This is a genomic window from Mesorhizobium sp. U510 (assembly GCF_059180695.1).
Genome location: NZ_CP180531.1, coordinates 1 through 19,330, shown reverse-complemented (window position 1 = coordinate 19,330; position 19,330 = coordinate 1). Strand labels below are relative to the sequence as shown.

Genomic DNA, 19,330 nt, shown 5'->3' with positions numbered 1-19,330 from the left:
GATTGCTGTACGGCTCGCAGCGAAGCCGCCCAGCTCCGCTTGGCGGATGATGGGACGGAGTTCTGGCACGTTTGCTGCGCCTAGACGGTGGGCCGCTCCGGTCGGCTGCGGTTCTTCATCTGCCGTTCCAATAGATCCAGCAATGCGATGGCGGCCGATGATAGGCGGCGGCCGACGCGTGTGACGATGTTCACTCGTCCGGTGTTCAATTCCGGATTCGAGATCGGCAGCGCAAGCAGTCGGCCCGCCTCGACATAGTCGGAAACGCAGCCAAGCGGCATGATGGTTGCGACCGTGCCCGCCGAGGTCACATCTGCTATGAACTGGACGGATGATGCGGTGATCCGCGTGTCCAGAAACAAGCCATGATTAGCCTCGAATTCGGACAGCACATCGCGAATGCGGAACCCACCTTCAGGCAGGATCAGGGGCTGATTGACGAGATCGCGAATGTCGATTTTGGACGCCGACGCCAGCGAATGGTGCGGCGCGACAATCAGATAGTTTGGCTCGGGGAAACTCGACCGCGACCAGACGCGCGGATCGATCGGTGCATCCATGACCACGCCGAAATGCGCCATGTCGTCGCGGACCAGCGATATGACGGCGCGCGAGGGGGCCGAGACGACATCGATGCGAACGCCGGGCAGCCTGGCCGTGTATTCAGCCACCGCCCGCGCGACAACCACACGCATCAGCCCGGTGCCAACGGCAATCCTCAAATGACCGGTGCGCAGTCCCTTGAGGTCGTCGAGGTCTGTGACCAAGGCTTCCTGCTGCGCCAGGCGGTCGCGGTAATATTCGATCAGGCGCTCACCGGCTGGGGTCAGGAGCACGCGATGCCGGTTCTTCTCGATCAGTTCGATGCCAATTTCCTTCTCCAGCGCGGTGATCTGCCGGCTGATGGAGGACGGTGCCATGTCGAGGAAATCGCTTGCCGCCCGCATCGTGCCGAGGCGCACGGATTCGTAGAGATATCTCAGCCTTTCGGCCGGAAAGTCGCGGTAGGTGCCCGATGGCGTCATTTAGGTTCCGTTCGCACGGCCGCATATCGGCCAACGTAGTCGCCCTCCTTCACGCTGCAACGGCTCGCGTGATGGCGTTAGCACCGTCATTGACACCTTGGCACCCCGTCTTTCGGCAATGCCTGAGAGCAACGCGTGGATATCGCTGGGCGAGTAATGCGACTGGTCGAGCCGCATCCCGGTGGTCGCCACAGCATCCTGTAGAGCAGACGAGATCGCGAAGATCGGACCGCCACCGCCTTCGCCCATGCCTTTGGCGCCGTTGTAGGTGAAGGGCGACGGCAATTCACGGTTGCCGTAGTGTAGGTTGGGCATGTTCATGATCGTCAGGGGGCAGTAGTCGCTGAAGGTGGCGGTCAGAAGGTTGCCGGCCTCGTCATATTTCAAGCACTCCATTAGCGCGGCGCCAAAGCCATGAGCGGCCGCGCCGATCACCTGGCCCTTGACGATCTGATGGTTGATGACCTTGCCGCAGTCGTCAACGATCGAATAGTCGTGGACATGAATGTTGTAGGTGAGCGGATCCAGTTCGATCACGGCGACATGCACCTGCGCAGCGTAGGTGAGCGTCAGGTTACCGAACTTCTTCTCGATGTCCGGCACCTGGAACGGTGCGCGATAGACATGGCGGCAATTCAGCGAGACATCCATAAGCTCAGGTGGGAGCTCGGCGCTCTGGGCATTGACGAGGTTCGAGATCCGCGCCAGCGAAACCGACTGGCCGTCGGGCGCGGCCACCGAGGCGACGCCATCGAAAGTCCCTACCCTCAGCGTTTCGGCAGGCTGGCCTAGGAAATAACTGCCGGCTCGCAGCAATTCCTGCCTCAACTTCTCCACGGCGCCATGGATGGCGCCGAGGCTCGTCACCGCGAATTGCGAGGCATAGGTACCCGAATGGTTGTTGTGCGACATGCGCTCTGAATCGAAGCCGATGGCGACCAGAACCAGATCGGAGGATATACCCAACTCCTGACCGACAACCTGCGCGGCGATCGTCTCGTGGCTCTGCCCCTGCGGCACTGAGCCGACGGAGACGGTGACTGTGCCGTCCACGCCCAGGCGCACATTGGCCACCTCCGAATTGCCGGAGAGCGGCGAGTTCGGATTGACGATGCGCGACTGGCCGAAATTGTTGGTGCCGGAATCCAGCGCCGTGCCGATCCCGATGCCGACGATGCGGCCCTCGGCGCGCCAGGCGTCGCGCTTGGCGATCCAATCGTCCCAGCCGATCAGATCCTTCGCCATGTCCAGCATGGCGCAGTAGTCGCCGGAATCGTAGACGCAGCCGTTGGGCGTGGTCCATGGCATTTCGGGGACATAGTTGCGCTTGCGCATGACATCGGGCGCGATGCCCATTTCATGGGCGCAGATGTCAATCACCCGCTCGAGGAACCAGACATTCTGCATTCGCGAAAAGCCGCGGTTGGGTCCCACGGGGCATTTGTTGGTCATTGCCTGGCGAAAATCGATACGCAGGTTCTGCAATCGGTAAGAGGCCGGGGCGACCTGGCTCCAGATGACCGCACCGAGTGGCTCGTAGCGTGGATAGGCGCCGCAATCGTCGACATGCCGCGCGTCCACGGCAGTGATCTCGCCATCGGCCGTGAGCGCGACACGGATGTCCAGGAAGGTGCGCTCGTTGCCATGTGCGCTGCCTTGTAGATGCTCGCGCCTCTCCTCGATCCACTTCACTGGGCGATAGCCCACCTTGCGCGAGCACAGCGCCGCGATCATCAGATAAGGATAGAGGTTCTGCTTGATGCCGAAGCCCCCGCCGATGTCTTGCGTGCGTATGCGTAGCTGCTCGGGCGAGATCCGCAGCGCGGGTGCGATAAACTTCATCGCCACGCCCGGCTGGATCAGGTTGCACAGCATGTCCACCCGCCCCGTCGGCTCCCAGGTGACGAGACCTGCAAATCCCTCGAGCGGCGTGCTCGAGAAACGGTGGAACTTCAGCCGGTCGATCTCGACGACGACATCGGCGCTGTCAAAGGCGCCGTCCACATCCCCCCAGTCGAACAGCGAGCCCCAGGTTTGATTGGTCCCCGATTCATCGTGCAGAATTGGCGCATCGACCCCCAGCGAGGCAACTGCATCAACGACGACCGGCAAGGGGTCGTAGTCGACGCGCACGAGTTCAACGCCGTCACTGGCGATGGCGGCGCTTGTTGCCACGACAGCTGCGACGGGCTCCCCTTGAAAGCGCACCCGTTCGGTTGCCATGCAATAGTCGCTGATACGGCTGGTCGGCTCCGGTGCCATCTGTGGGAAGCGGTTGGTTAGCTCGCGTACTTCCGCGCCCGTTAGGACGCAGACCACCCCCGGGAGAGACTCGGCGCGGCGGGTGTCCATGCCCAATATACGCGCATGCGCATAGGGAGAGCGCACCAGCTTGCAATGAAGCGCGCGTGATCCTTCGTCGTCGACGAAGCGGCCGCGCCCGTGGATCAAGCGGCCGTCCTCGCGCCGCACGATAGGCTTGTCGTTGCTCATGATGACAGATCCTCGTTCGGGCTTTTCGCCCTTGCGGCGCCGAACAGCCCCTTCATCGAGGAGACCGAGCGCTTCATCAGGCTCGGGGAGGCAGCCGGCTCGAGCTGCACGACGCCGAGCTCCTTTTGCACCGCCACGACCAGTGATTTGACCTGACGTCTCGCCAGCGGCAGCAGGATGCCCTGTGCCAGGGACGCGAGCGTGCCGCTGACGGTGCCTTCGCTGGTCCAGTTCACGCGCGAGCCAGCCTCGATTGGCTCGATGGCGAAGGTCATGCGCGCATCGATCATGCCCAGCGCATGGCGCCCATTGATTGTATAGACCACGCGTTCGTTCGGCACTGACTCGATACGGCGCGCCGCGACGTCGGCACGCCCCCGGATCTGTGGGACGCCCACTTCGAGGAGCACGCCGAAGCCGTCGCCTTCGACCGAATGCAGTTCCTTGAAATAGGGAAGGATCGGAGCAAAAGTCCGCGGCTCGGTGATGAAGGCGAAGGTTTCCGCAGGCGACGCAGTCACCTCGAAATTGCCGTCCATGTCTACTTTCATTGTGCGGTTTCCTTGAGCTTGACGGCGGCGGCCTTAACCGCCGCGATGATCGGGAGATAACCGGTGCAGCGGCAGGTATTGCCGCTAAAGGCTTTGCGGATGGCGGCCTCGTCGGGATCGGCATTGACGCTGAGCAGCGCCAGTGCCGACATCAGGAAGCCGGGCGTGCAGAAGCCGCACTGCAACGCATGATTTTCCGCAAAGGATTGCTGCAGGATATGCAGGCCTTCAGGCGTTTCCAGCCCCTCAACTGTGGTGACTTCGGCGCCATCGGCCTGCAGCGCGAGCACCGTGCAGGACTTGGCCGAGCGCCCGTCGACGACCACCGTACAGGCACCGCAATAGCTAGTATCGCAGCCCACATGCGTGCCGGTCAGGCCGGCGTTCTCGCGGATTAGCTCTACCAGGAGGGTCCGCGGCTCGACTTCAAATTGCAGTTGGTGGCCGTTCAGCTTCAGGGCCACACGCATGGTCGGATACTCAGCCATAATATTGATGCGTCTCCACTGCCGGGCGCCCGAGACGGCGTGCCTCGATGATGCCAAATGCGCGTTTAACCAGGCCGCGCGCGAGTTCCCGTTTGTAATCCTCCGTACCCTTTGCGTCGGCGAAGGGCTCGACGAAGATCGATGCGGCTTCAGCTACATCTTCGACCAAGTTCTCGGTGGCCTGTCTGCCGGCCGCGATGTCGTTTCCCTCGTCGAAGGCGAGCGCGGTCAGGCCGAGGCAACCGAAGCCCATGCGCAAGCTGGCGATCCGTTCGCCATCATAGGCGATCTGCATGGCACAGCTCGCCGTCGGATAGGCCGGCGCGCAACGCTTGAAGGCGACGAATGTGCCATAGCCCTCCAGCGCCTGGCGGGCTATGGCGACGCGTGCGATCAGTTCGCCGGGCTCCAGGGCCGGTGTGTAAGCGTCCTCCAGCAGTTCGCGCACGCTTTGGACGCGCCGGCTGTCGGGGCCTTCGCATAAAACCTGTGCATCGAGCGCAACCAGCAACGCCGGCCAACAGCTGCACGGATCAGCCTCGGCTAGTGATCCGCCGATCGTGCCCATGTTGCGAACCTGCGTGTCGGCGATGCCCTGTCCGCAGTCGCGCAGAATGCTGAAGCGTTCAGCAACGTCCGAGCCTGCAATGTCCACATGGGTCGCCAGGGCACCGATCTCGACGGCGTCGTCGCCGAGTGCGATGTCGCGCGCGCCGGAAATTCCGCGCAGGTCGACGAGCAGAGCCGGCTTCAGCAGACGCAGCTTCATCATTGGAATCAGGGTTTGCCCACCAGCAATCGCCTTGGCGTTCGGGTCGGCCGCCAGAACCGCGGAAGCTTCCGAGAAGCTCCCCACCCTCATGAAATTGAATGGCGCGGGATACATGGATTTCCTTTCGGAACAAGCCTCTGGAAAGCTAGAGCGCGTGGAGCGCAGGATTCTGGAACCGGCCAAGGCGAAGCTGTCATATCCGCAGTCGTCGCCATCAAGATCAAACCGACACCTCGGTTGTATCCCGGGTGGTCGCTATCGGCGGACCGGGAATGAGCGATGGGTCGTCTGGCAATTCCAGCGTGGAGATTTCCTCGTCGCTATAGGCGAGCAGGGACGCGAAATGCCTGTCCTGGTCTTCCCTGAACAAATCTCCGACGACGCCCCGCACCAAGCGCGGGATGCCGTAGCGCATGCCGCTGATGGAGGCCGCCGACAACCCCATGCTGAGGGTCGCGCCATAGCTGAAATTATGAATGCGACGCAGATAAGGTGCCGCTCCGGGCCTGCGTTCCTGAAACTCAAAGCCCGCGCCCAGATAAGGTGCTCGACCCAGGTAGGCGTCTGCCTCATCCGCGGGCGGCGTGAAGACGTCGTTCCAGGTGGCGATCTCATTGGCGATGCCGGCAAGCTCCGGACGTAGATGCAACGCATGGGATATTCCGGTTCCAGCGATCAGGAAATCGAAGTGCATCCGCCCTTTGGGGGTGTCGACGACGATCTCATCACCATCCATGGCCACGGCAGTCCAGGCTGCGCCGGTGTGCAGTGAGAAGTTCGCATGGCGTTTACAGCGCCAGAACGTGTCCTGAGGCGGCGGCTGGCTCACCGAAGTGACCTGACGCAGGAAGCGCCAGCGGGCCAGGTCGGGAAGCGACGCGAAGTGACCGAGAAAACCCGGGGTCTCCATCCATTTATGGACATTGACGCGTGGAAAGCTCTCCTTGCGAAGGCAGAGCGATACCTGTGCAGCCCCCTCTTCAAGCGCCATCGCCGCATTGTCGAATGCCGACGCACCGTTTCCCAGGACCCCGACACGGCGCCTGGTAAGAGCATCGAAATCGATTGCATCAGCAGTGTGGGCGTAGCGATCGCGCGGCAGCGCTTCGCGCACCACCGATGGAACTTCCCATCGGCCGCTGCCGTCGAGACCCGTACAAAGGATGAGCTTGCGAGCCAGATATTCGGTACCGTCCGCAGTCCGCAGAGAGAGCCCTGCCGCAGGCGCGGGCGCGATGTCGATTATGCGACTTTCGTTGCGCACCGGAATGCCCAGCACGCGCCGGTACCAGATCAGATAATCCTGCCACATACCTCGCGGAATCTTTGTGAGTTCGTCCCAGGCTGACCTGCCCCACTGCGCTTCGAACCAGGCGCGCGGCGACAGCGACGGATTGCCAAAGTCCAACCCACTAAGCATCTTCGGCGTTCGCAGCGTGATCATCCGTGCGAACGTTGTCCAGGGGCCCTCCTCCCCCTCGCGAGCCGCATCAAGCACGATGATATTCGTCACCTGCTCGCGCATAAGCCCATAGGCAGCCGCAAGCCCGCTCTGCCCGGCTCCGACGATCACGACGTCATAGAGATGCCCCCTCGGCGAAGTCGTCTCGGGCATCCACGGCCGGTTCGGGAAGTCTATGAAGGCATTCTGGCGCTTGACCAGGCTTTCGAGCTCCACCAAACTCATACGATGCGCCCCCAAGCCAAGCTGCCCCTCGCGCCATTTGTCGAAAAGACGATCAGCACTATCGCGTCGAGATCATAAACGGATGGCTGTCTCATCGGCCTCTCAGGTGATCCGCAGTCGCTTCGGCGCGCTGCTATCGCTCTCTAGAAGCAGAAATTAACGCGACCACCATGCGCTCAGCGATAGCATTGCGCGCACGACTTGTTGCGTCTCGTGGCTTGATGGATGCAGTCGTCCAGCATCGGCGCATCCGGTGAAGGCCGAGGGCGTACTGCGCTATCCAGTGCGCGCCGACTACCCGGTCTCATGGAGTTCGCATCTGGACGTGGCCGAGGTCGCCGAACGGCTCCTTACCGACACATCAGTGACCGGTGTCGTTGGCGTGGGCCAACTGCCCGGTCTCAGGGGCGCGGATCTCGCCGCAGGATTCTCGGAGCAATTCGGCCGCACCATCAGTTTCGACGCCCTGACGCCGGAAGCGTTCGGCAAACTGATCGAGCCAATGTTCGGCCCCGCCGCCGCCAATGTAGTTGGCTTTTACCAGGCACTTTCGCAGGTTCCGGACAATGTGATCGCCGAAGTCACCAGCGCACAGCGCCTGCTTGGGCTCACCCACGTAGCGTCAAGGACTGGCTACCCGACATGCTGGTCCGATAGGATCTCGTTGCCCGCAGGTCAGACGACTGTAATCACTGCTTCTGTCGACTTGCGGGCGTCGCTTCTAGAGGCCGCCGACTATGTAATTACCAAGCATTCAAAATAAGCCACGCACTTCTTCAGGAGGGATGTGGGGCCATCCCCGGGTAGCAGTGGTTGCCGAACAAGCGAAGGTGGCTGACCGCCTAATCGCGCATCTGGGATCCAAAATGTGCGCGATGCTGGCCGGGGCTGGTGCCAAACGATTTGCCAAACCGCCGCAAGAAAGTTGCCTCATTCCCAAAACCACATCGGGCGGCGATATCTTTCATGGGATGATCGGTATTGAGAAGCAAATGGCGCGCCGCCTCCAGGCGCAGCGCTTCAACCACCTTGCTCGGTGTGCGTCTCGTATGACTGCGATAGTGCCGCAGGAAACTGCGCTCGCTCATGTTCATACGGGTTGCGAGCACAGGGATCGACAAGTCTTCAGCAAGATTGGCACTCATCCAGGCATGAAGGTCGGAGAAACGACCGCTCTCGGATTGCAATGTGAGGGGAACACTGAATTGCGCCTGGTCGCCCGGTCGCTTCAAAAACATCACAAGGTTGCGGGCAATTTCGAGCGCCACAGCTTGTCCAAGATCCTGTTCGACCATCGCAAGCGCGAGGTCTATTCCCGCGGTCACGCCGGCAGATGTCCAGATATGACCGTCATTGACAAAGATGGGGCCACGTTTGACGATCACCTTGGGAAAACGGCGCTCAAGGTCGTCATAGGACTGCCAGTGTGTCGTTGCCCGGCGCCCATCAAGCAGCCCAGCAGCAGCCAATGCAAAGGCTCCGGTGCATACTGACGCGAGCCTGCTCGCCTTTTTGGCATGCACCTCGAAAATCGACTTGAACCGGTCACCCTCGCATAAGGCATGAATGCCCGGTCCACCCGGCACAATCAATGTATGCGGCGGCGCCGTATCCTCGCTCAAGAGGTTGGCATGAATGGAAATGCCTGCGGGCATCTCCACAGGACCAGCAGCCGTGACGACAGAGACATCATAAGGCTGATGAGGTCCATCGACGATGAGATTTGCGGTGAGGAACACGTCGAGCGGCCCGGAAATATCCAGAAAACTCATCCTGGAGAAAGCAATGAGTTGCACCGATTTCGTTGGCTGCATGAGTGGACCTTTGTTCCGCGATGGCCTCCCCACGAGCATCAGTACCGATTTTGGCGTAAATCGTCAATTTATTGTCGTTTACGCCAAACGGCGTGGGACTAAGCTGCGGACCGCAAAAGGATGTTTGAGGATTGGAGTCCAAAGTGAACGAGATTGCAGATCGCCCCATCAAGGTGGGCGTGCTTATCGAACCTGGGGTTTTATTGATGGACGTGGTTGGGGTCCAATCGGTTTTAGGATTCTCATCAGGTGTGGAGCTTTACCATGTGGGAAAGACCAAGGAGTTGATCCAAGCATGGGGTGACCTCCCGCTGGCCGCAACGACAACATATGCAGAGTGCCCGCAGTTGGACGTTCTTGTGGCGGGAGCCATGGCACCGCAGGTATATTCAGATCCGCAAACCATTGCCTTCGTTCAAGAGCAGGCCATGCACGAGCCCTACTTTATCGGGATTTGCGCTGGCGCCCTGCTATTTGGCGCGGCTGGTTTGCTGCAAGGCAAGCGCGCAACAACCAATCTTCAATGTATCGATCGCTTGGCTGAGTTCGGCTGCGACGTCGTCCAGGGCGGTTCCGTGGTTGAAGACGGCAAGCTGTTTACAGCTGGTCCCGCGACTGGCGGCTTTGAGGCAGCCCTTCTCGTTTTGTCTCGCCTTCGTGGTGAACATGCCGCCAAGTTGCAGGAACTGAACGTCGAATACCACCCTAAGGCAATTTTCGGTGTCGGCACGGCCGAATTGGCGGGGCCGGAGCTTACGGAAGAAGTCAAAGCCTTCGGCAAGGGCTTCTTCTCGCAATGCGTGAACGAGGCAGTTTCGAAATATCAGCCACGGCCAGGCTCCAGTCAGTCTGTTGCGATGTAAGGACGCGAGGACTTTCGTCGAGCTCTAGCGCAATACTGCTACAGCTTGACGGGGTCACCTATCGCTTCCGTCGTGGTTACGACTAAATCGACCACAAACCCAGCAGAAGAGAGACAAACCATTGGCAAATGCAAAAACGGAACAGACTCGAGCATTCGAGTTCATCAATCCTGCCGGCCTCTATGACCCGTCGGCTAATGGCTATTCCCATGTTGCCAGGCTCGGCATGGGTGCCCGCATCGCATTTATAGCTGGGCAAGGCGGTGAAACGCCGGACGGGTCACTTTCACCTGACTTCCGTCTTCAAGTACGGCAAGCCCTCGAGAATCTTGCGGTCGCTGCGGCCGCAGTCGACGCCAATCTGCAGAGCGTCGTCAAACAAACGATGCTGGTCGTCGATCATGATGAGAAGAAGCTTCACATTCTCGGCGAGGAGTTCGCGCGTGCTTATGGTCCAGGCCTGATGCCGACGGCCACGCTAATCCCGGTTCCGCGCTTGGCCCTCGACGGTATGCTTTTCGAGGTGGAAGCGATCGTGGCGATTTCAGCAGACTAGCTGTGAATGGCCGAGCGGCTAATGGGTGGTTTTGAGCCGACTGCCACGTGTAGGCATGCTTCGTGGGGCGCAAGCATCCAACGAATGCGCACAAAGCAATGGTCGACCAGCTATCGGCACCCGCCCGAGCTGACGGGCGCGAAATTTCAATCATTGGAAAGGACGGACCATGAGTAAGCGGTGTCCCGGTCGCACCTTGAGCAAAATGCTTTATGCAGTTGAAGGCTGCCGCCATGACGGGGACGGCAGCTTTGCACCACAAGGGGACGTTGCGCCCTTCGTCGTTTCGTCTATGGTCCCTGGCAATCATTTAAGCAGAAGAAAATGTAGGAGTAATGTTCGTGGAGCATTGCACGCACGATTTCAAATTCGAGAATTTATCTCGGGAAGAGTTGCTTGGTCGCCTGGAAGTTGGCGATATTTTTCAAGCCGTCAGTGAAAACGGGGCTGTCGCAGTATGCCTTGTTCTTGGTGTCGACGAGACGGTCGTGATTTCGCGAAGGATAACCACCCAGGATTATTGCAAATTTGACCGGAGAAGTGGGAGATCGGTTCTTGGTGGCAATTTTTTCTCGGGAACAATAACGTCCGTGGAACCGCTGCCGCCAGAGGTTCGCAACACCTTTCTGGAAATGGACCGGCAATACCGGTTGGGGCATCGCGACGAAGAAAGCGTGAAGCTGACGGCGTCCCAGAAAGCCGCCCTTCTATTTATCCATGATCATTACGCCCAATATCCGATTGGCGAATGATCGCTTCGGGCCGACAGAAGTCTTTCGGCACATATTACCCTACCGGATTAAATTCCACGGCAGGAGACCCTCAATCTGGCTCTGCTTGTGGCCCTTAACGATGGCAGTGAGCGCGCCGGTTAAATACGCAAATGGCTCGATGTTATTCAGCTTGCACGTCTCGATCAGCGAAGCGACGACGGCCCAGTGCTCAGCCCCGCCGTCAGAGCCCGCGAAGAGGGCGTTCTTTCGGTTGAGCGCGATCGGGCGGATCGACCGCTCGACGGTATTGGAGTCGATCTCGATGCGGCCGTCGTCGAGGAAGCGCGAGAGTCCTTCCCAGCGAGAGAGCGTGTAGCGGATCGCCTCGGCGAGCTTGGTCTTCTGGCTGATCAGGCCGAGCTTCTCGCGCAGCCATGGCTCGAGCTCGGCCAGGATCGGCCGGCTCCTTTCCTGGCGCGCGGCACAACGTGCGTCTGCCGGCTGACCGCGGATGTCGTCCTCGACGCGATAGAGCTCTGCGATGTGCCGGAGCGCCTCGCTCGCGATCGGCGCTGGGCCGGCTGCGGCGAGTTCGTAGAAGCGCCGGCGCACGTGTGCCCAACAGAAGGCGAGCGTTGCGCCGCTCTTGTCTGCGAGCACCCGATAGCCACCATACCCGTCGACCTGCAGGATTCCGGCAAAGCCCGCCAGATGGGCGATCGGTCGCTCCGCCTTTCGGTCCGGCGCATAGACATAGGCGACGCCCGGTGGGTCGCTCCCGTCCCATGGCCGGTCATCACGGGCGTAAGCCCAGAGCTGCCCGGTCTTGGTCTTGCCCCGGCCGGGGTCCAGCACCGGCGCCGTGGTCTCGTCGGCAAAGAGTTTGGGCGAGGACTTCAGCTTCTCCAGCAGCCGCTCGTGGACCGGGCGGAGGTGCCAAGCGGCGCGGCCGACCCAGTCGGCGAGTGTAGAGCGATCCAGATTGATGCCCTGCCGGGCGTAGATCTGCGCCTGACGATAGAGCGGCAGGTGATCGGCATATTTGGAGACCAGAACCTGGGCGACTGTCGCCTCGGTTGGCAGGCCGCCTTCGATCAGCCGGGCGGGCGCTGGAGCCTGCACGACAACGTCCTCGCAGGCACGACAGGCATATTTAGGCCGCCGCACGACGATCACGCGCAGTTGCGCCGGCACGATGTCGAGCCGTTCGCTAACGTCTTCGCCGATCCGATGAAGTCCGTTGCGGCAGCATGGGCAGGCATGGTCCTCGATGTCGACGACCATCTCGATGCGCGGCAGATGAGGCGGCAGAGCACCCTCGGTTCGCCCGCCGCTTTGCGGTGCGCTCCTTGCGCGTGGCGGGATCGGCACGTTCGGCCTCTTCCTCGCCTGCCGCTTCGATCTGTTCGGCCTCCTCGAGGCCGAGGAGCAGTTGATCTTCGGGCAGGCTCTCGGCGCGGCGGCCGAAGCGGTGACGCTGCAATTCCTTGATGATCTGGGTCAGGCGAGCATTCTCGACGTCGCGCGCCAGGACCATCGCCTTCAGCACATCCGGATCGTCGGGAAGCTGGTCCGCCGTCATCACCATGATCGGATGAGACCATATTCGCCAGCTCCGGGCGACAGCGGAATCCAGACTGATTCACTTGGTCGCGGATCAACCCGCCTGCGCCGGGGCGAGCGTCCGGCGGGCTTCATGAACCCGCCGCCAATCGAGCCCTTCAAGCAGCGCCGACAACTGAGCGGCCGTCAGCCGCATCACGCCATCCTGCACTTTCGGCCATCGGAACTCGCCATCCTCCAGACGCTTCGCATAGAGGCAGACGCCGGTGCCGTCCCAGAAGATCAGCTTGATCCGATCCGTTCGTTTCGCGCGGAAGACATAGACTGCGCCGCTGAACGGATCGGCACCCATCGTCTCGCGCACCAACGCAGCCAGCCCCTCCGCACCCTTGCGGAAGTCCACTGGCTTCGTCGCCACCATGACCTTGACGGCGCCCGTCGGCCCGATCACGACGTTGCCTTCAGCGCACGGATGACCGCCGCAACCGTCCTGGCGTCGGCGCCACGGCCGACCCGCATGGCGATGCCGTCGATCTCAAATTCGATCACGCCAGTATCTCGGGCCGTCTTCCCCTTTCGCGGCCGTGTTGGACGCACTGGCGAGGGTTCCGGAGGCGGCGGCACCGTCACCATCGCCGGCACGAAGAGCGGTTCGGGTGCCGGCGATGCCACCAACGGCTGACGAGCGGCTCGACGCCACGCGAACAACTGCTGCGGCGACAAGGCATATCGCCGGGCCACCGCGCTCACGGTCTCACCGACCTCGTAGCTTTCCGCCACTATTCGCGCCTTCTCATCCGGCAGCCATTCCCGCCGCCGACCGGAGCCGGTGAATATCTCCAGCCGACGAACCGGCTCTTGATCCCTAGATTTAAGCGTAAGCTCTGAAATCGTCATATGTCGAAGCCCTCAAAGGCTCCAAACATCGTTCCTCACGGTCAGGCGCGAAAGGTGCTGCCGGAACAGCGCTTACGACCATGACGACGCTTCTGGTGTTTGAATTCGAGTTCCCTGGGCCGTGGGGCGAAGAGATGGCTCGTGCGCTATATGGATTGGCGTTGGATATCGCCCAGGAGCCCGGACTGATCTGGAAGGTGTGGACCGAGGCGCCTGATCGAGGCGTCGCGGGCGGGGTCTATCGCCCGTGATGTTGGCATCGAAAACTGGGACTCGAGGCACAACAGCGACGCCTTCAAATCCGATCCCGACAATGCCGACATGCCAAACGGCAATACGAAACCACAAGTCACGCTCGGCATCCCAGTCAAGACGGGCGACGACGAGATTGCGCTCGCACTGACTGCGGAATCCTATAGCACGGCGGGAATTACCATGGCCTTCGCGGTCGCAGCGAGCAAAGCTCCAGTCCGACTGGCCCATGGCCTTGTCGTCCTCCCCGACCTCGTTGCGGGTGGCCCCAAGTCGGTCGACCGCACCCTTGCGCCGCTCGATGCACACCAAGCGACCCGCGCGCTGAACATCGCTCTGGCCGACATCTCCAAGACCTATGGTCAGAAACCCGCGCGGTATGTTGCGCTATTCATGGAGTATCCCGGCTTCGAGGAGTGATCCCGGAGCTTGGCCGAATGGTCGTTTTCATAGGGCTCGCCGGTAAATCGCTCGGCGAGCTCTGAACGGGTTGACGAGGGTGCCGGCGAATGGCTCGGTAAAGTTGGTAATTGCCATAATCGTTCGATTTCAGCTATGACGCGGCACAAAGGCTTTCTGGTCTTCCCCGGCTTTAACCTGCTTGATCTGAGCGGGCCGCTGGAGGTGTTCCAATGGGCCGAACGGCACAATCCAGGCGCTTACCAGCTGACGGTTATGTCCTTAAATGGCGCCGTGGTCGAGAGCGAGTCTCCCCTGACCATCAATGCCAATCCTTTGGTCCAAGAACCGCTCGATACCCTACTTGTGCCCCGAGCGGTCGGAACACCATCTCGCCCGGCCATTTCGGCGGGCACGTTGGTGTTTTTGAGCATGTGATATTTCCGTTGGTTCAATGATGAGCGGATCGGAGGGCGGCGAGTGAGTCCGGGATGGCTTGCCAGTCGGGTTTGCCGGGGGCGAAACGCGCCCTTAGATAGCCCACGAGGTCAACCAGATCGGCATCATCCAGCACGCCGCCGAAGGCCGGCATCGCCATGACACCAAAATCGCCAACGTCTGCCCTGAGCGGCGAGGCAGCTGGCGCCGAGACGCCTTGCAGGATGGCGTGGAGGAGATTGTCCGGAGCATCGGCATGAAGATTGGTGTTGAGGGCCAGCGACGTGATGGACACTTTCGAATGACAGGTCTCGCAAGCACCGTCGAACAGGCGCGCGCCGCGCGGAAATGCGGCCGCCGCAGTAGGGGCGGCCAGATCTGCAGCGGCCATAGCGCTGCCGGCCGGCGAGCCGGCTGGTGACGTTTTTTCGCCGCCGACGTTGAAACTGGCGAGATACACCGCCATCGCTCTGATGTCCGCGTCGGGAAGAGGTGCCAGTGAATCTACCACGTGGGCCATTGGTCCCGCCGCCGCCCCGTGTTCAGCGGAATGGCCGGTGCGCAGATAATCATAGAAAGCCTTTTCGCTCCAGGCGATCGGAGCGAAGGATTTTGCCGTGAGTGCATGTGCGTGCCAGCCGTCGGCGACGCCACCGGCAAGATGCAACGACCCCTTGATCTCTCCGCCTATGGCGTTGCGCGGCGAATGACAGGCGCTGCAATGGCCAAGGCCTTCGACCAGTTCAGCGCCTCGGTTCCAGGCAGCGTTTTGGTTCGGGTCAATGGGTGCCTGCGATGGTGATAGGAAGAGTGTGTTCCACCCGGCCATCAGTGGCCGTATGCCGAAGGGAAAACGCAGCTGTGTTTGCGGTACTTTCGCCGCCACGGCGGGCTGCGCCATCAGATAGGCATAGAGCGCCTGCAGATCAGCCTCGCTCGCCTTGGCAAAGGATGTGTAGGGATGCGCCGGATACAGATGATGTCCGTCGCGTGCAACACCCTGGCGCATTGCCCTGGCGAATGCCGGATAGGACCAGGCGCCGATGCCGGCTCCTTCATCCGGGGTGATGTTGGTGGCATAGACGATGCCGAAGGGGGTTTCGAGAGCCCTGCCCCCGGCAAACGGCATGCCGTTGGCGCCGACATGGCAGACGCTACACGCGCCTGCCGCCGCCGCCAGCCGGCCACGCTCGATCGTGGCGGGCGAAAAGACATCGGGCAGCGGACGCGCCACCGGGGCTATGGCCGCATTGAATGGAAAAATCCCTGCGCCGAGGGCGACGGCGCCGGAAAAGGCGCCGGCGAGTGGCCAGGCAAACCTCAGGCTCGAATGTTTGGCCGTTCGCCTATTTTCGTTCGATGGCGGCGGAACCGGCAGCGGATTCAAGGCGGCGCGAACCCGTTCGGGAGTCAACGGCAGTTCACGAAAACGCACGCCGGTGGCGTCGAACACTGCATTTGCAATCGCGGCGGCGCTGGGTACGGAGGCGGACTCGCCGGCGCCCAGCGGGGGCTCGTCGGGACGCGGAACCATCAGCACATCGATGTCCGGTACGTCAGGAAAGCCGATGATCGGGTAAGCGCCCCATTCAAGGCTGGCCACGGCGGTGGAGGAAAAATTGACCTCTTCCTTCAGAACGCGGCTGGTCGACTGAATGACATTGCCATGGATCTGATGGCGAACGCCGTCGGGGTTGATTACCGCGCCGGTATCCTGGCCGCAGATGACTTTGCTGACCGCGATCTCGCCCGTAACCTTGTTCACCGCGACGTCGGCGACCCAGGCCGCCCACGCGGCGGCCTTGCCCGGGAAAGGACCGTGGACATAGACGGCATAGGCAAAGCCGCGCCCGTAGAGGATGTCGCCTTCGCGGCCATGCGTGCCAGGCTGTGTATGCGGCTTCCACCCGGCGCGCTCAGCCACGGCTTGTACCAGATCGATCGCGCGCGGATCGGTCAAATAGCGCAGCCGGTATTCGATCGGATCGACCCCAGCCGCCGTCGCCAACTCGTCGATGAAGGATTCATGCGCAAAGCTGTTTGGCAGCGCCGAGACGCCACGAAACCACGAGGCTCGCGCCAGCGAAGGCATGTCGTGAACGGTGACGCGCAGATTGCCGAACGCGTAGGGAGGCACGGCCGTGCGATCGCCCATCAACGCGACTTCCGCGACTGGCGAAACCTTCCCGGTCAGGATCAGCGGCAGGGTCGGCGCCAGATTGGACGGATAACGCGTTTCAAAGTCATAGGCGGCCGGACCCCCTTCCTCGTCTAGGCCGCCACGCACGTCGATGACCTGCGCGGCACCTTTTGGGTCCCACGCATGTTCCTGCTCGCGGGTAAGCTGGACGCGCACCGGGCGGCCGACGGCGTGCGACAGAAGCGCTGCGTCGGCTGTTACGTCGTCGGCGCAGTTGCGTCCATAGCATCCAGCAGCCTCCAGCCTCTCGACGACGATCCGCTCTTCCGGCATGTCGAGAAGTTTTGCCAGGTCGGCGCGCATCGGAAATGGGTTCTGCGTGCCGGACCAGACCGTGAGGCCGCCGTCGCGCCAGTCGGCGACTGCGCAGGAAGGCCCGATCGAACCGTGCATCTGGTAGGGCCATACATAAGTGCGCTGCATCGGCTTGGCTGTCGCGCCGAGTGCACGTTCGACATCTCCCCGATCGGCCAGCTTGCGGGCGGATGATGGATTCCCGCGCAGCGCCGCCTCAGGCGCATTGAGGTCGGGCATATCGGGAGCAGCGCGCCATCGCACATCGAGACGTTGCATGGCCTCGATGGCCTGCTCCTCGCGCACTGCCACCACGCCCACGAAGTCGCCTATTACCACGACCGACACAAGGCCCAGCACATTGGCCACCGAGTTCTCATCGACGGAAATCAGGCTGGCGCCGACATGAACACCGGAGTCGAACCCGGCATAAGGTGGCCGGACAACGCGGCCATGCAGCATTCCGGGCAGACGCACGTCGTGGACGTAGGTGAACGTGCCGGTGACCTTCGCCGGTATGTCGGTGCGTGGCTGCGGCCGGCCGACGATGCGATATTGCGCAGCCCGCTTTAAGGGCGCGCGCGGATCGATGAGCAGGCGCGAGTTGGCGCCTGCGATGAGATGACCAAAGGTAACAAAGCGGTTGTCTTCCGAGTTCGCCGCGCGGATCACGCCGTCCTCGACGACCAGGTCTTCCGCCTTCATAGCAAACCGCGCGGCAGCCAGTTGCATTAGATGGGCGCGGGCGGTCGCAGCGGCAGCTCGCAGCGGCTTTGCGGTGACCTGGATGGTTTCGCTGGCGATCGTCGCGCCTTGATCCGGCGTGGCCGAGGTCGATCCAAGGACCATGCGGACGCGGTCGAATGGGACATCCAACTCCTCGGCCACGATCTGGGCCAGTGCAGTGCGAATTCCGGTGCCGAGATCGACATGGCCACTGAACGCCGTGACGTTGCCTTTCGCGTCGAGCGCAAGGAACGGTTCGTCGTCCCTGCCCTCCAAAGGATTTGGACGCAGAACCAGAAGCGTATCGGGATCTGCCAGATAGGCCGCGGCAGACCGGTCGCGCGGGCCGGTCATGAGGCCGTCTCCTCTGCCTCAGCGACTGCGACCTGCGATATGGCCAGAGCCGCTTCGCGAACAGCGGCAAGGATTTCAAGATGCGTGCCGCAGCGGCATAGATGGTGGCGCAGGGCAGTTCGAATCGCGGTCTCGTCCGGCCTGGGATTGCTTCTCAGCAACGCCACGGTGGCGATAATCATCCCATTGATGCAGTAGCCGCACTGGGCGGCGTTGTTTGCAACAAACGCGGCTTGAACGGGATGAAGGTGCTCAGGCTTTCCTAGCCCTTCCAATGTCGTGATCGACCGGCCTGTGACCGCGCCGACAGGCACCGTACACGAGCGAACCGCGGTATCGCCGACCAGGACGGCACAGGTTCCGCACTCTGCAAGGCCACAACCGTATTTCGGACCATTCAGGCCGAGGTCGTTTCGCAACACGAGGAGGAGTGGCGTCGACGGTGCGACGGAGACCTGGACGTCCAGTCCGTTTACGTTCAGCGCAATCAAGGCCGCCATCCTGACCTGCTGAAATCTACAGGCACTGGGGCGTGCTTCAGTCGTTCGTGACGGTATCGTCGCCCAGTAGGCGAAGCGTGTGGAGAAGTGCCATACGCTCGGCCGGATTGAGGGGCTTCAAGGTCAGTTCCGTAACATCCCGCGCATGAGGCACGATGGCTTCCAGCAATTGCAGACCAGCGGCCGTGATGGAGATGATGACCTTGCGCGCATCCGCGCCGTCCTTCGAAAACGCGATCAATCCGCGATTCTTCAGCCTGTCGATGATCCCGCGAATTGTACCCTGATCGACGCTTGTTGCCTTCACCAGTTCGCTTTGCGACTGAGGGCCTCTGTCCTTTAGCGCACACAGCGTCGAAAACTGAACTGCCGTCAACTGCGGATCGCCGGCAGTCGCCTGGAAGATTGCGAGATGTCGCTGGTAGGCCCGCCGAAGTAGGTAGCCGACCTGGTCCGTGAAGACATAGCGATCCGCATTCTCTATGCGATCCGCTTCGTTTGGCCTGTGTTCGGGCACCGCGCATCCCAATCCAAAGTCGTAGCATCGGACGCATGCATAAAACGCCCTCGTCGCGCAAGGCAAGACAGCTTCCGCTGCTTTCATATCCAATTTCCGGGCCGCATTGCTCGACAGTCTCTAGGCAGCCGGACCTGGGGGCATAGAGGCGCAACTGACGCAGTCGCTTGCCTTTTAGCGGGGCGCAACCCGCACCAAAGTCCCATCGTGAATGTATATAAAAGCAGC

Annotated in this window: 21 protein-coding genes; 7 read left to right on the top strand and 14 right to left on the bottom strand. The window is 61.5% G+C overall.

Annotation, left to right across the window (positions count from 1 at the left end; all coding sequences use genetic code 11):
* Positions 1–80 precede the first annotated feature (80 nt).
* The 6 genes from ACLGL5_RS00105 to ACLGL5_RS00080 form a co-directional block, all read right to left on the bottom strand.
* Positions 81–1,025: a LysR family transcriptional regulator gene (locus ACLGL5_RS00105; protein ID WP_494372702.1), complete on the bottom strand. Its 945-nt coding sequence runs from the start codon at positions 1,023–1,025 to the stop codon at positions 81–83.
* The gene (locus ACLGL5_RS00100; protein ID WP_494372701.1) at positions 1,026–3,518 is read right to left on the bottom strand and encodes a xanthine dehydrogenase family protein molybdopterin-binding subunit; all 2,493 of its coding nucleotides are present in this window, start codon (positions 3,516–3,518) and stop codon (positions 1,026–1,028) included.
* A complete protein-coding gene (locus ACLGL5_RS00095; protein WP_019863874.1) occupies positions 3,515–4,057 on the bottom strand; it encodes an SRPBCC family protein in 543 nt (180 codons plus the stop codon). Before ACLGL5_RS00095 ends, ACLGL5_RS00100 begins: the two co-directional genes overlap by 4 nt.
* An 8-nt stretch (positions 4,058–4,065) precedes the next feature.
* On the bottom strand, positions 4,066–4,557 hold the full coding sequence (locus tag ACLGL5_RS00090) for a (2Fe-2S)-binding protein (RefSeq protein WP_019863875.1): 492 nt from the start codon (positions 4,555–4,557) through the stop codon (positions 4,066–4,068).
* Positions 4,550–5,443 (bottom strand): FAD binding domain-containing protein, encoded by an 894-nt coding sequence (locus tag ACLGL5_RS00085; RefSeq protein ID WP_019863876.1) that lies wholly within the window; start codon positions 5,441–5,443, stop codon positions 4,550–4,552. The genes ACLGL5_RS00090 and ACLGL5_RS00085 overlap by 8 nt, the downstream gene beginning before the upstream one ends.
* A gap of 106 nt (positions 5,444–5,549) precedes the next feature.
* Positions 5,550–7,016 carry an NAD(P)-binding domain-containing protein gene (locus ACLGL5_RS00080; RefSeq protein WP_019863877.1) on the bottom strand — a complete coding sequence of 489 codons (1,467 nt, stop codon included), beginning with the start codon at positions 7,014–7,016 and terminating at the stop codon, positions 5,550–5,552.
* A 253-nt stretch (positions 7,017–7,269) separates the two neighbouring features.
* On the opposite strand from ACLGL5_RS00080, the gene ACLGL5_RS00075 reads away from it, so the two are divergent.
* Complete coding sequence (locus tag ACLGL5_RS00075) at positions 7,270–7,779, top strand: Rossmann-fold NAD(P)-binding domain-containing protein (RefSeq protein WP_051112876.1); 510 nt, start codon at positions 7,270–7,272, stop codon at positions 7,777–7,779.
* A 79-nt stretch (positions 7,780–7,858) separates the two neighbouring features.
* Here ACLGL5_RS00075 and ACLGL5_RS00070 read toward each other — a convergent pair whose 3' ends face one another.
* Positions 7,859–8,830 carry a GlxA family transcriptional regulator gene (locus tag ACLGL5_RS00070; protein ID WP_027047901.1) on the bottom strand — a complete coding sequence of 324 codons (972 nt, stop codon included), beginning with the start codon at positions 8,828–8,830 and terminating at the stop codon, positions 7,859–7,861.
* Positions 8,831–8,973: 143 nt separating this feature from the next.
* Between ACLGL5_RS00070 and ACLGL5_RS00065 the strand changes: the two genes are divergently transcribed.
* The 3 genes from ACLGL5_RS00065 (at position 8,974) to ACLGL5_RS00055 (ending at position 11,001) form a co-directional block, all read left to right on the top strand.
* On the top strand, positions 8,974–9,693 hold the full coding sequence (locus ACLGL5_RS00065; RefSeq protein ID WP_027047902.1) for a DJ-1/PfpI family protein: 720 nt from the start codon (positions 8,974–8,976) through the stop codon (positions 9,691–9,693).
* 121 nt (positions 9,694–9,814) lie between these two features.
* On the top strand, positions 9,815–10,249 hold the full coding sequence (locus tag ACLGL5_RS00060; RefSeq protein WP_027047903.1) for a RidA family protein: 435 nt from the start codon (positions 9,815–9,817) through the stop codon (positions 10,247–10,249).
* A 335-nt stretch (positions 10,250–10,584) separates the two neighbouring features.
* Complete coding sequence (locus ACLGL5_RS00055; RefSeq protein ID WP_494372700.1) at positions 10,585–11,001, top strand: hypothetical protein; 417 nt, start codon at positions 10,585–10,587, stop codon at positions 10,999–11,001.
* A gap of 39 nt (positions 11,002–11,040) precedes the next feature.
* On the opposite strand, the gene tnpC is transcribed toward ACLGL5_RS00055, so the two are convergent.
* From tnpC to tnpA, 4 genes are all read right to left on the bottom strand, one after another.
* The gene (gene tnpC, locus ACLGL5_RS00050) at positions 11,041–12,246 is read right to left on the bottom strand and encodes an IS66 family transposase (RefSeq protein WP_494372699.1); all 1,206 of its coding nucleotides are present in this window, start codon (positions 12,244–12,246) and stop codon (positions 11,041–11,043) included.
* Complete coding sequence (locus ACLGL5_RS00045) at positions 12,173–12,544, bottom strand: transposase domain-containing protein (RefSeq protein WP_494372698.1); 372 nt, start codon at positions 12,542–12,544, stop codon at positions 12,173–12,175. Before ACLGL5_RS00045 ends, tnpC begins: the two co-directional genes overlap by 74 nt.
* Before the next feature lie 75 nt (positions 12,545–12,619).
* Entirely contained in the window at positions 12,620–12,976 is a 357-nt protein-coding gene (gene tnpB / locus ACLGL5_RS00040) for an IS66 family insertion sequence element accessory protein TnpB (RefSeq protein ID WP_127213957.1), read from the bottom strand.
* The gene (gene tnpA / locus ACLGL5_RS00035; RefSeq protein ID WP_494372697.1) at positions 12,973–13,422 is read right to left on the bottom strand and encodes an IS66-like element accessory protein TnpA; all 450 of its coding nucleotides are present in this window, start codon (positions 13,420–13,422) and stop codon (positions 12,973–12,975) included. Before tnpA ends, tnpB begins: the two co-directional genes overlap by 4 nt.
* 80 nt (positions 13,423–13,502) lie before the next feature.
* Between tnpA and ACLGL5_RS00030 the strand changes: the two genes are divergently transcribed.
* The 3 genes from ACLGL5_RS00030 to ACLGL5_RS00020 all read left to right on the top strand — a co-directional run bounded on the left by ACLGL5_RS00030 (position 13,503) and on the right by ACLGL5_RS00020 (position 14,511).
* Positions 13,503–13,673 (top strand): YdhR family protein, encoded by a 171-nt coding sequence (locus ACLGL5_RS00030; protein ID WP_080644030.1) that lies wholly within the window; start codon positions 13,503–13,505, stop codon positions 13,671–13,673.
* A gap of 70 nt (positions 13,674–13,743) precedes the next feature.
* Positions 13,744–14,094 (top strand): hypothetical protein, encoded by a 351-nt coding sequence (locus ACLGL5_RS00025; RefSeq protein WP_019863882.1) that lies wholly within the window; start codon positions 13,744–13,746, stop codon positions 14,092–14,094.
* 135 nt (positions 14,095–14,229) lie between these two features.
* Positions 14,230–14,511, top strand: a complete 282-nt coding sequence (locus ACLGL5_RS00020; protein WP_019863883.1) for a type 1 glutamine amidotransferase family protein — start codon at positions 14,230–14,232, stop codon at positions 14,509–14,511.
* Between the two features lie 13 nt (positions 14,512–14,524).
* Here the strand turns inward: ACLGL5_RS00020 and ACLGL5_RS00015 are convergent, their stop codons facing one another.
* From ACLGL5_RS00015 to ACLGL5_RS00005, 3 genes are read right to left on the bottom strand one after another with little or no spacing between them, the layout of a single operon-like run.
* Complete coding sequence (locus ACLGL5_RS00015) at positions 14,525–18,085, bottom strand: molybdopterin cofactor-binding domain-containing protein (protein ID WP_019863884.1); 3,561 nt, start codon at positions 18,083–18,085, stop codon at positions 14,525–14,527.
* Positions 18,082–18,585 (bottom strand): (2Fe-2S)-binding protein, encoded by a 504-nt coding sequence (locus tag ACLGL5_RS00010; protein ID WP_019863885.1) that lies wholly within the window; start codon positions 18,583–18,585, stop codon positions 18,082–18,084. Before ACLGL5_RS00010 ends, ACLGL5_RS00015 begins: the two co-directional genes overlap by 4 nt.
* Positions 18,586–18,622: 37 nt before the next feature.
* Positions 18,623–19,102 (bottom strand): MarR family winged helix-turn-helix transcriptional regulator, encoded by a 480-nt coding sequence (locus ACLGL5_RS00005; RefSeq protein WP_019863886.1) that lies wholly within the window; start codon positions 19,100–19,102, stop codon positions 18,623–18,625.
* Positions 19,103–19,330 lie beyond the last annotated feature (228 nt).

Coding starts and splice junctions, on each gene's coding strand:
- ACLGL5_RS00070 (WP_027047901.1), bottom strand. CDS start 8,830: ATGCAGCCAACGAAATCGGTGCAACTCATTGCTTTCTCCAGGATGAGT.
- ACLGL5_RS00020 (WP_019863883.1), top strand. CDS start 14,230: ATGACGCGGCACAAAGGCTTTCTGGTCTTCCCCGGCTTTAACCTGCTT.
- ACLGL5_RS00025 (WP_019863882.1), top strand. CDS start 13,744: ATGCCAAACGGCAATACGAAACCACAAGTCACGCTCGGCATCCCAGTC.
- ACLGL5_RS00015 (WP_019863884.1), bottom strand. CDS start 18,085: ATGACCGGCCCGCGCGACCGGTCTGCCGCGGCCTATCTGGCAGATCCC.
- ACLGL5_RS00100 (WP_494372701.1), bottom strand. CDS start 3,518: ATGAGCAACGACAAGCCTATCGTGCGGCGCGAGGACGGCCGCTTGATC.
- ACLGL5_RS00085 (WP_019863876.1), bottom strand. CDS start 5,443: ATGTATCCCGCGCCATTCAATTTCATGAGGGTGGGGAGCTTCTCGGAA.
- ACLGL5_RS00045 (WP_494372698.1), bottom strand. CDS start 12,544: ATGACGGCGGACCAGCTTCCCGACGATCCGGATGTGCTGAAGGCGATG.
- ACLGL5_RS00030 (WP_080644030.1), top strand. CDS start 13,503: ATGACGACGCTTCTGGTGTTTGAATTCGAGTTCCCTGGGCCGTGGGGC.
- ACLGL5_RS00080 (WP_019863877.1), bottom strand. CDS start 7,016: ATGAGTTTGGTGGAGCTCGAAAGCCTGGTCAAGCGCCAGAATGCCTTC.
- ACLGL5_RS00090 (WP_019863875.1), bottom strand. CDS start 4,557: ATGGCTGAGTATCCGACCATGCGTGTGGCCCTGAAGCTGAACGGCCAC.
- ACLGL5_RS00095 (WP_019863874.1), bottom strand. CDS start 4,057: ATGGACGGCAATTTCGAGGTGACTGCGTCGCCTGCGGAAACCTTCGCC.
- ACLGL5_RS00055 (WP_494372700.1), top strand. CDS start 10,585: ATGTTCGTGGAGCATTGCACGCACGATTTCAAATTCGAGAATTTATCT.
- ACLGL5_RS00010 (WP_019863885.1), bottom strand. CDS start 18,585: ATGGCGGCCTTGATTGCGCTGAACGTAAACGGACTGGACGTCCAGGTC.
- tnpA (WP_494372697.1), bottom strand. CDS start 13,422: ATGACGATTTCAGAGCTTACGCTTAAATCTAGGGATCAAGAGCCGGTT.
- tnpC (WP_494372699.1), bottom strand. CDS start 12,246: ATGGTCGTCGACATCGAGGACCATGCCTGCCCATGCTGCCGCAACGGA.
- ACLGL5_RS00105 (WP_494372702.1), bottom strand. CDS start 1,025: ATGACGCCATCGGGCACCTACCGCGACTTTCCGGCCGAAAGGCTGAGA.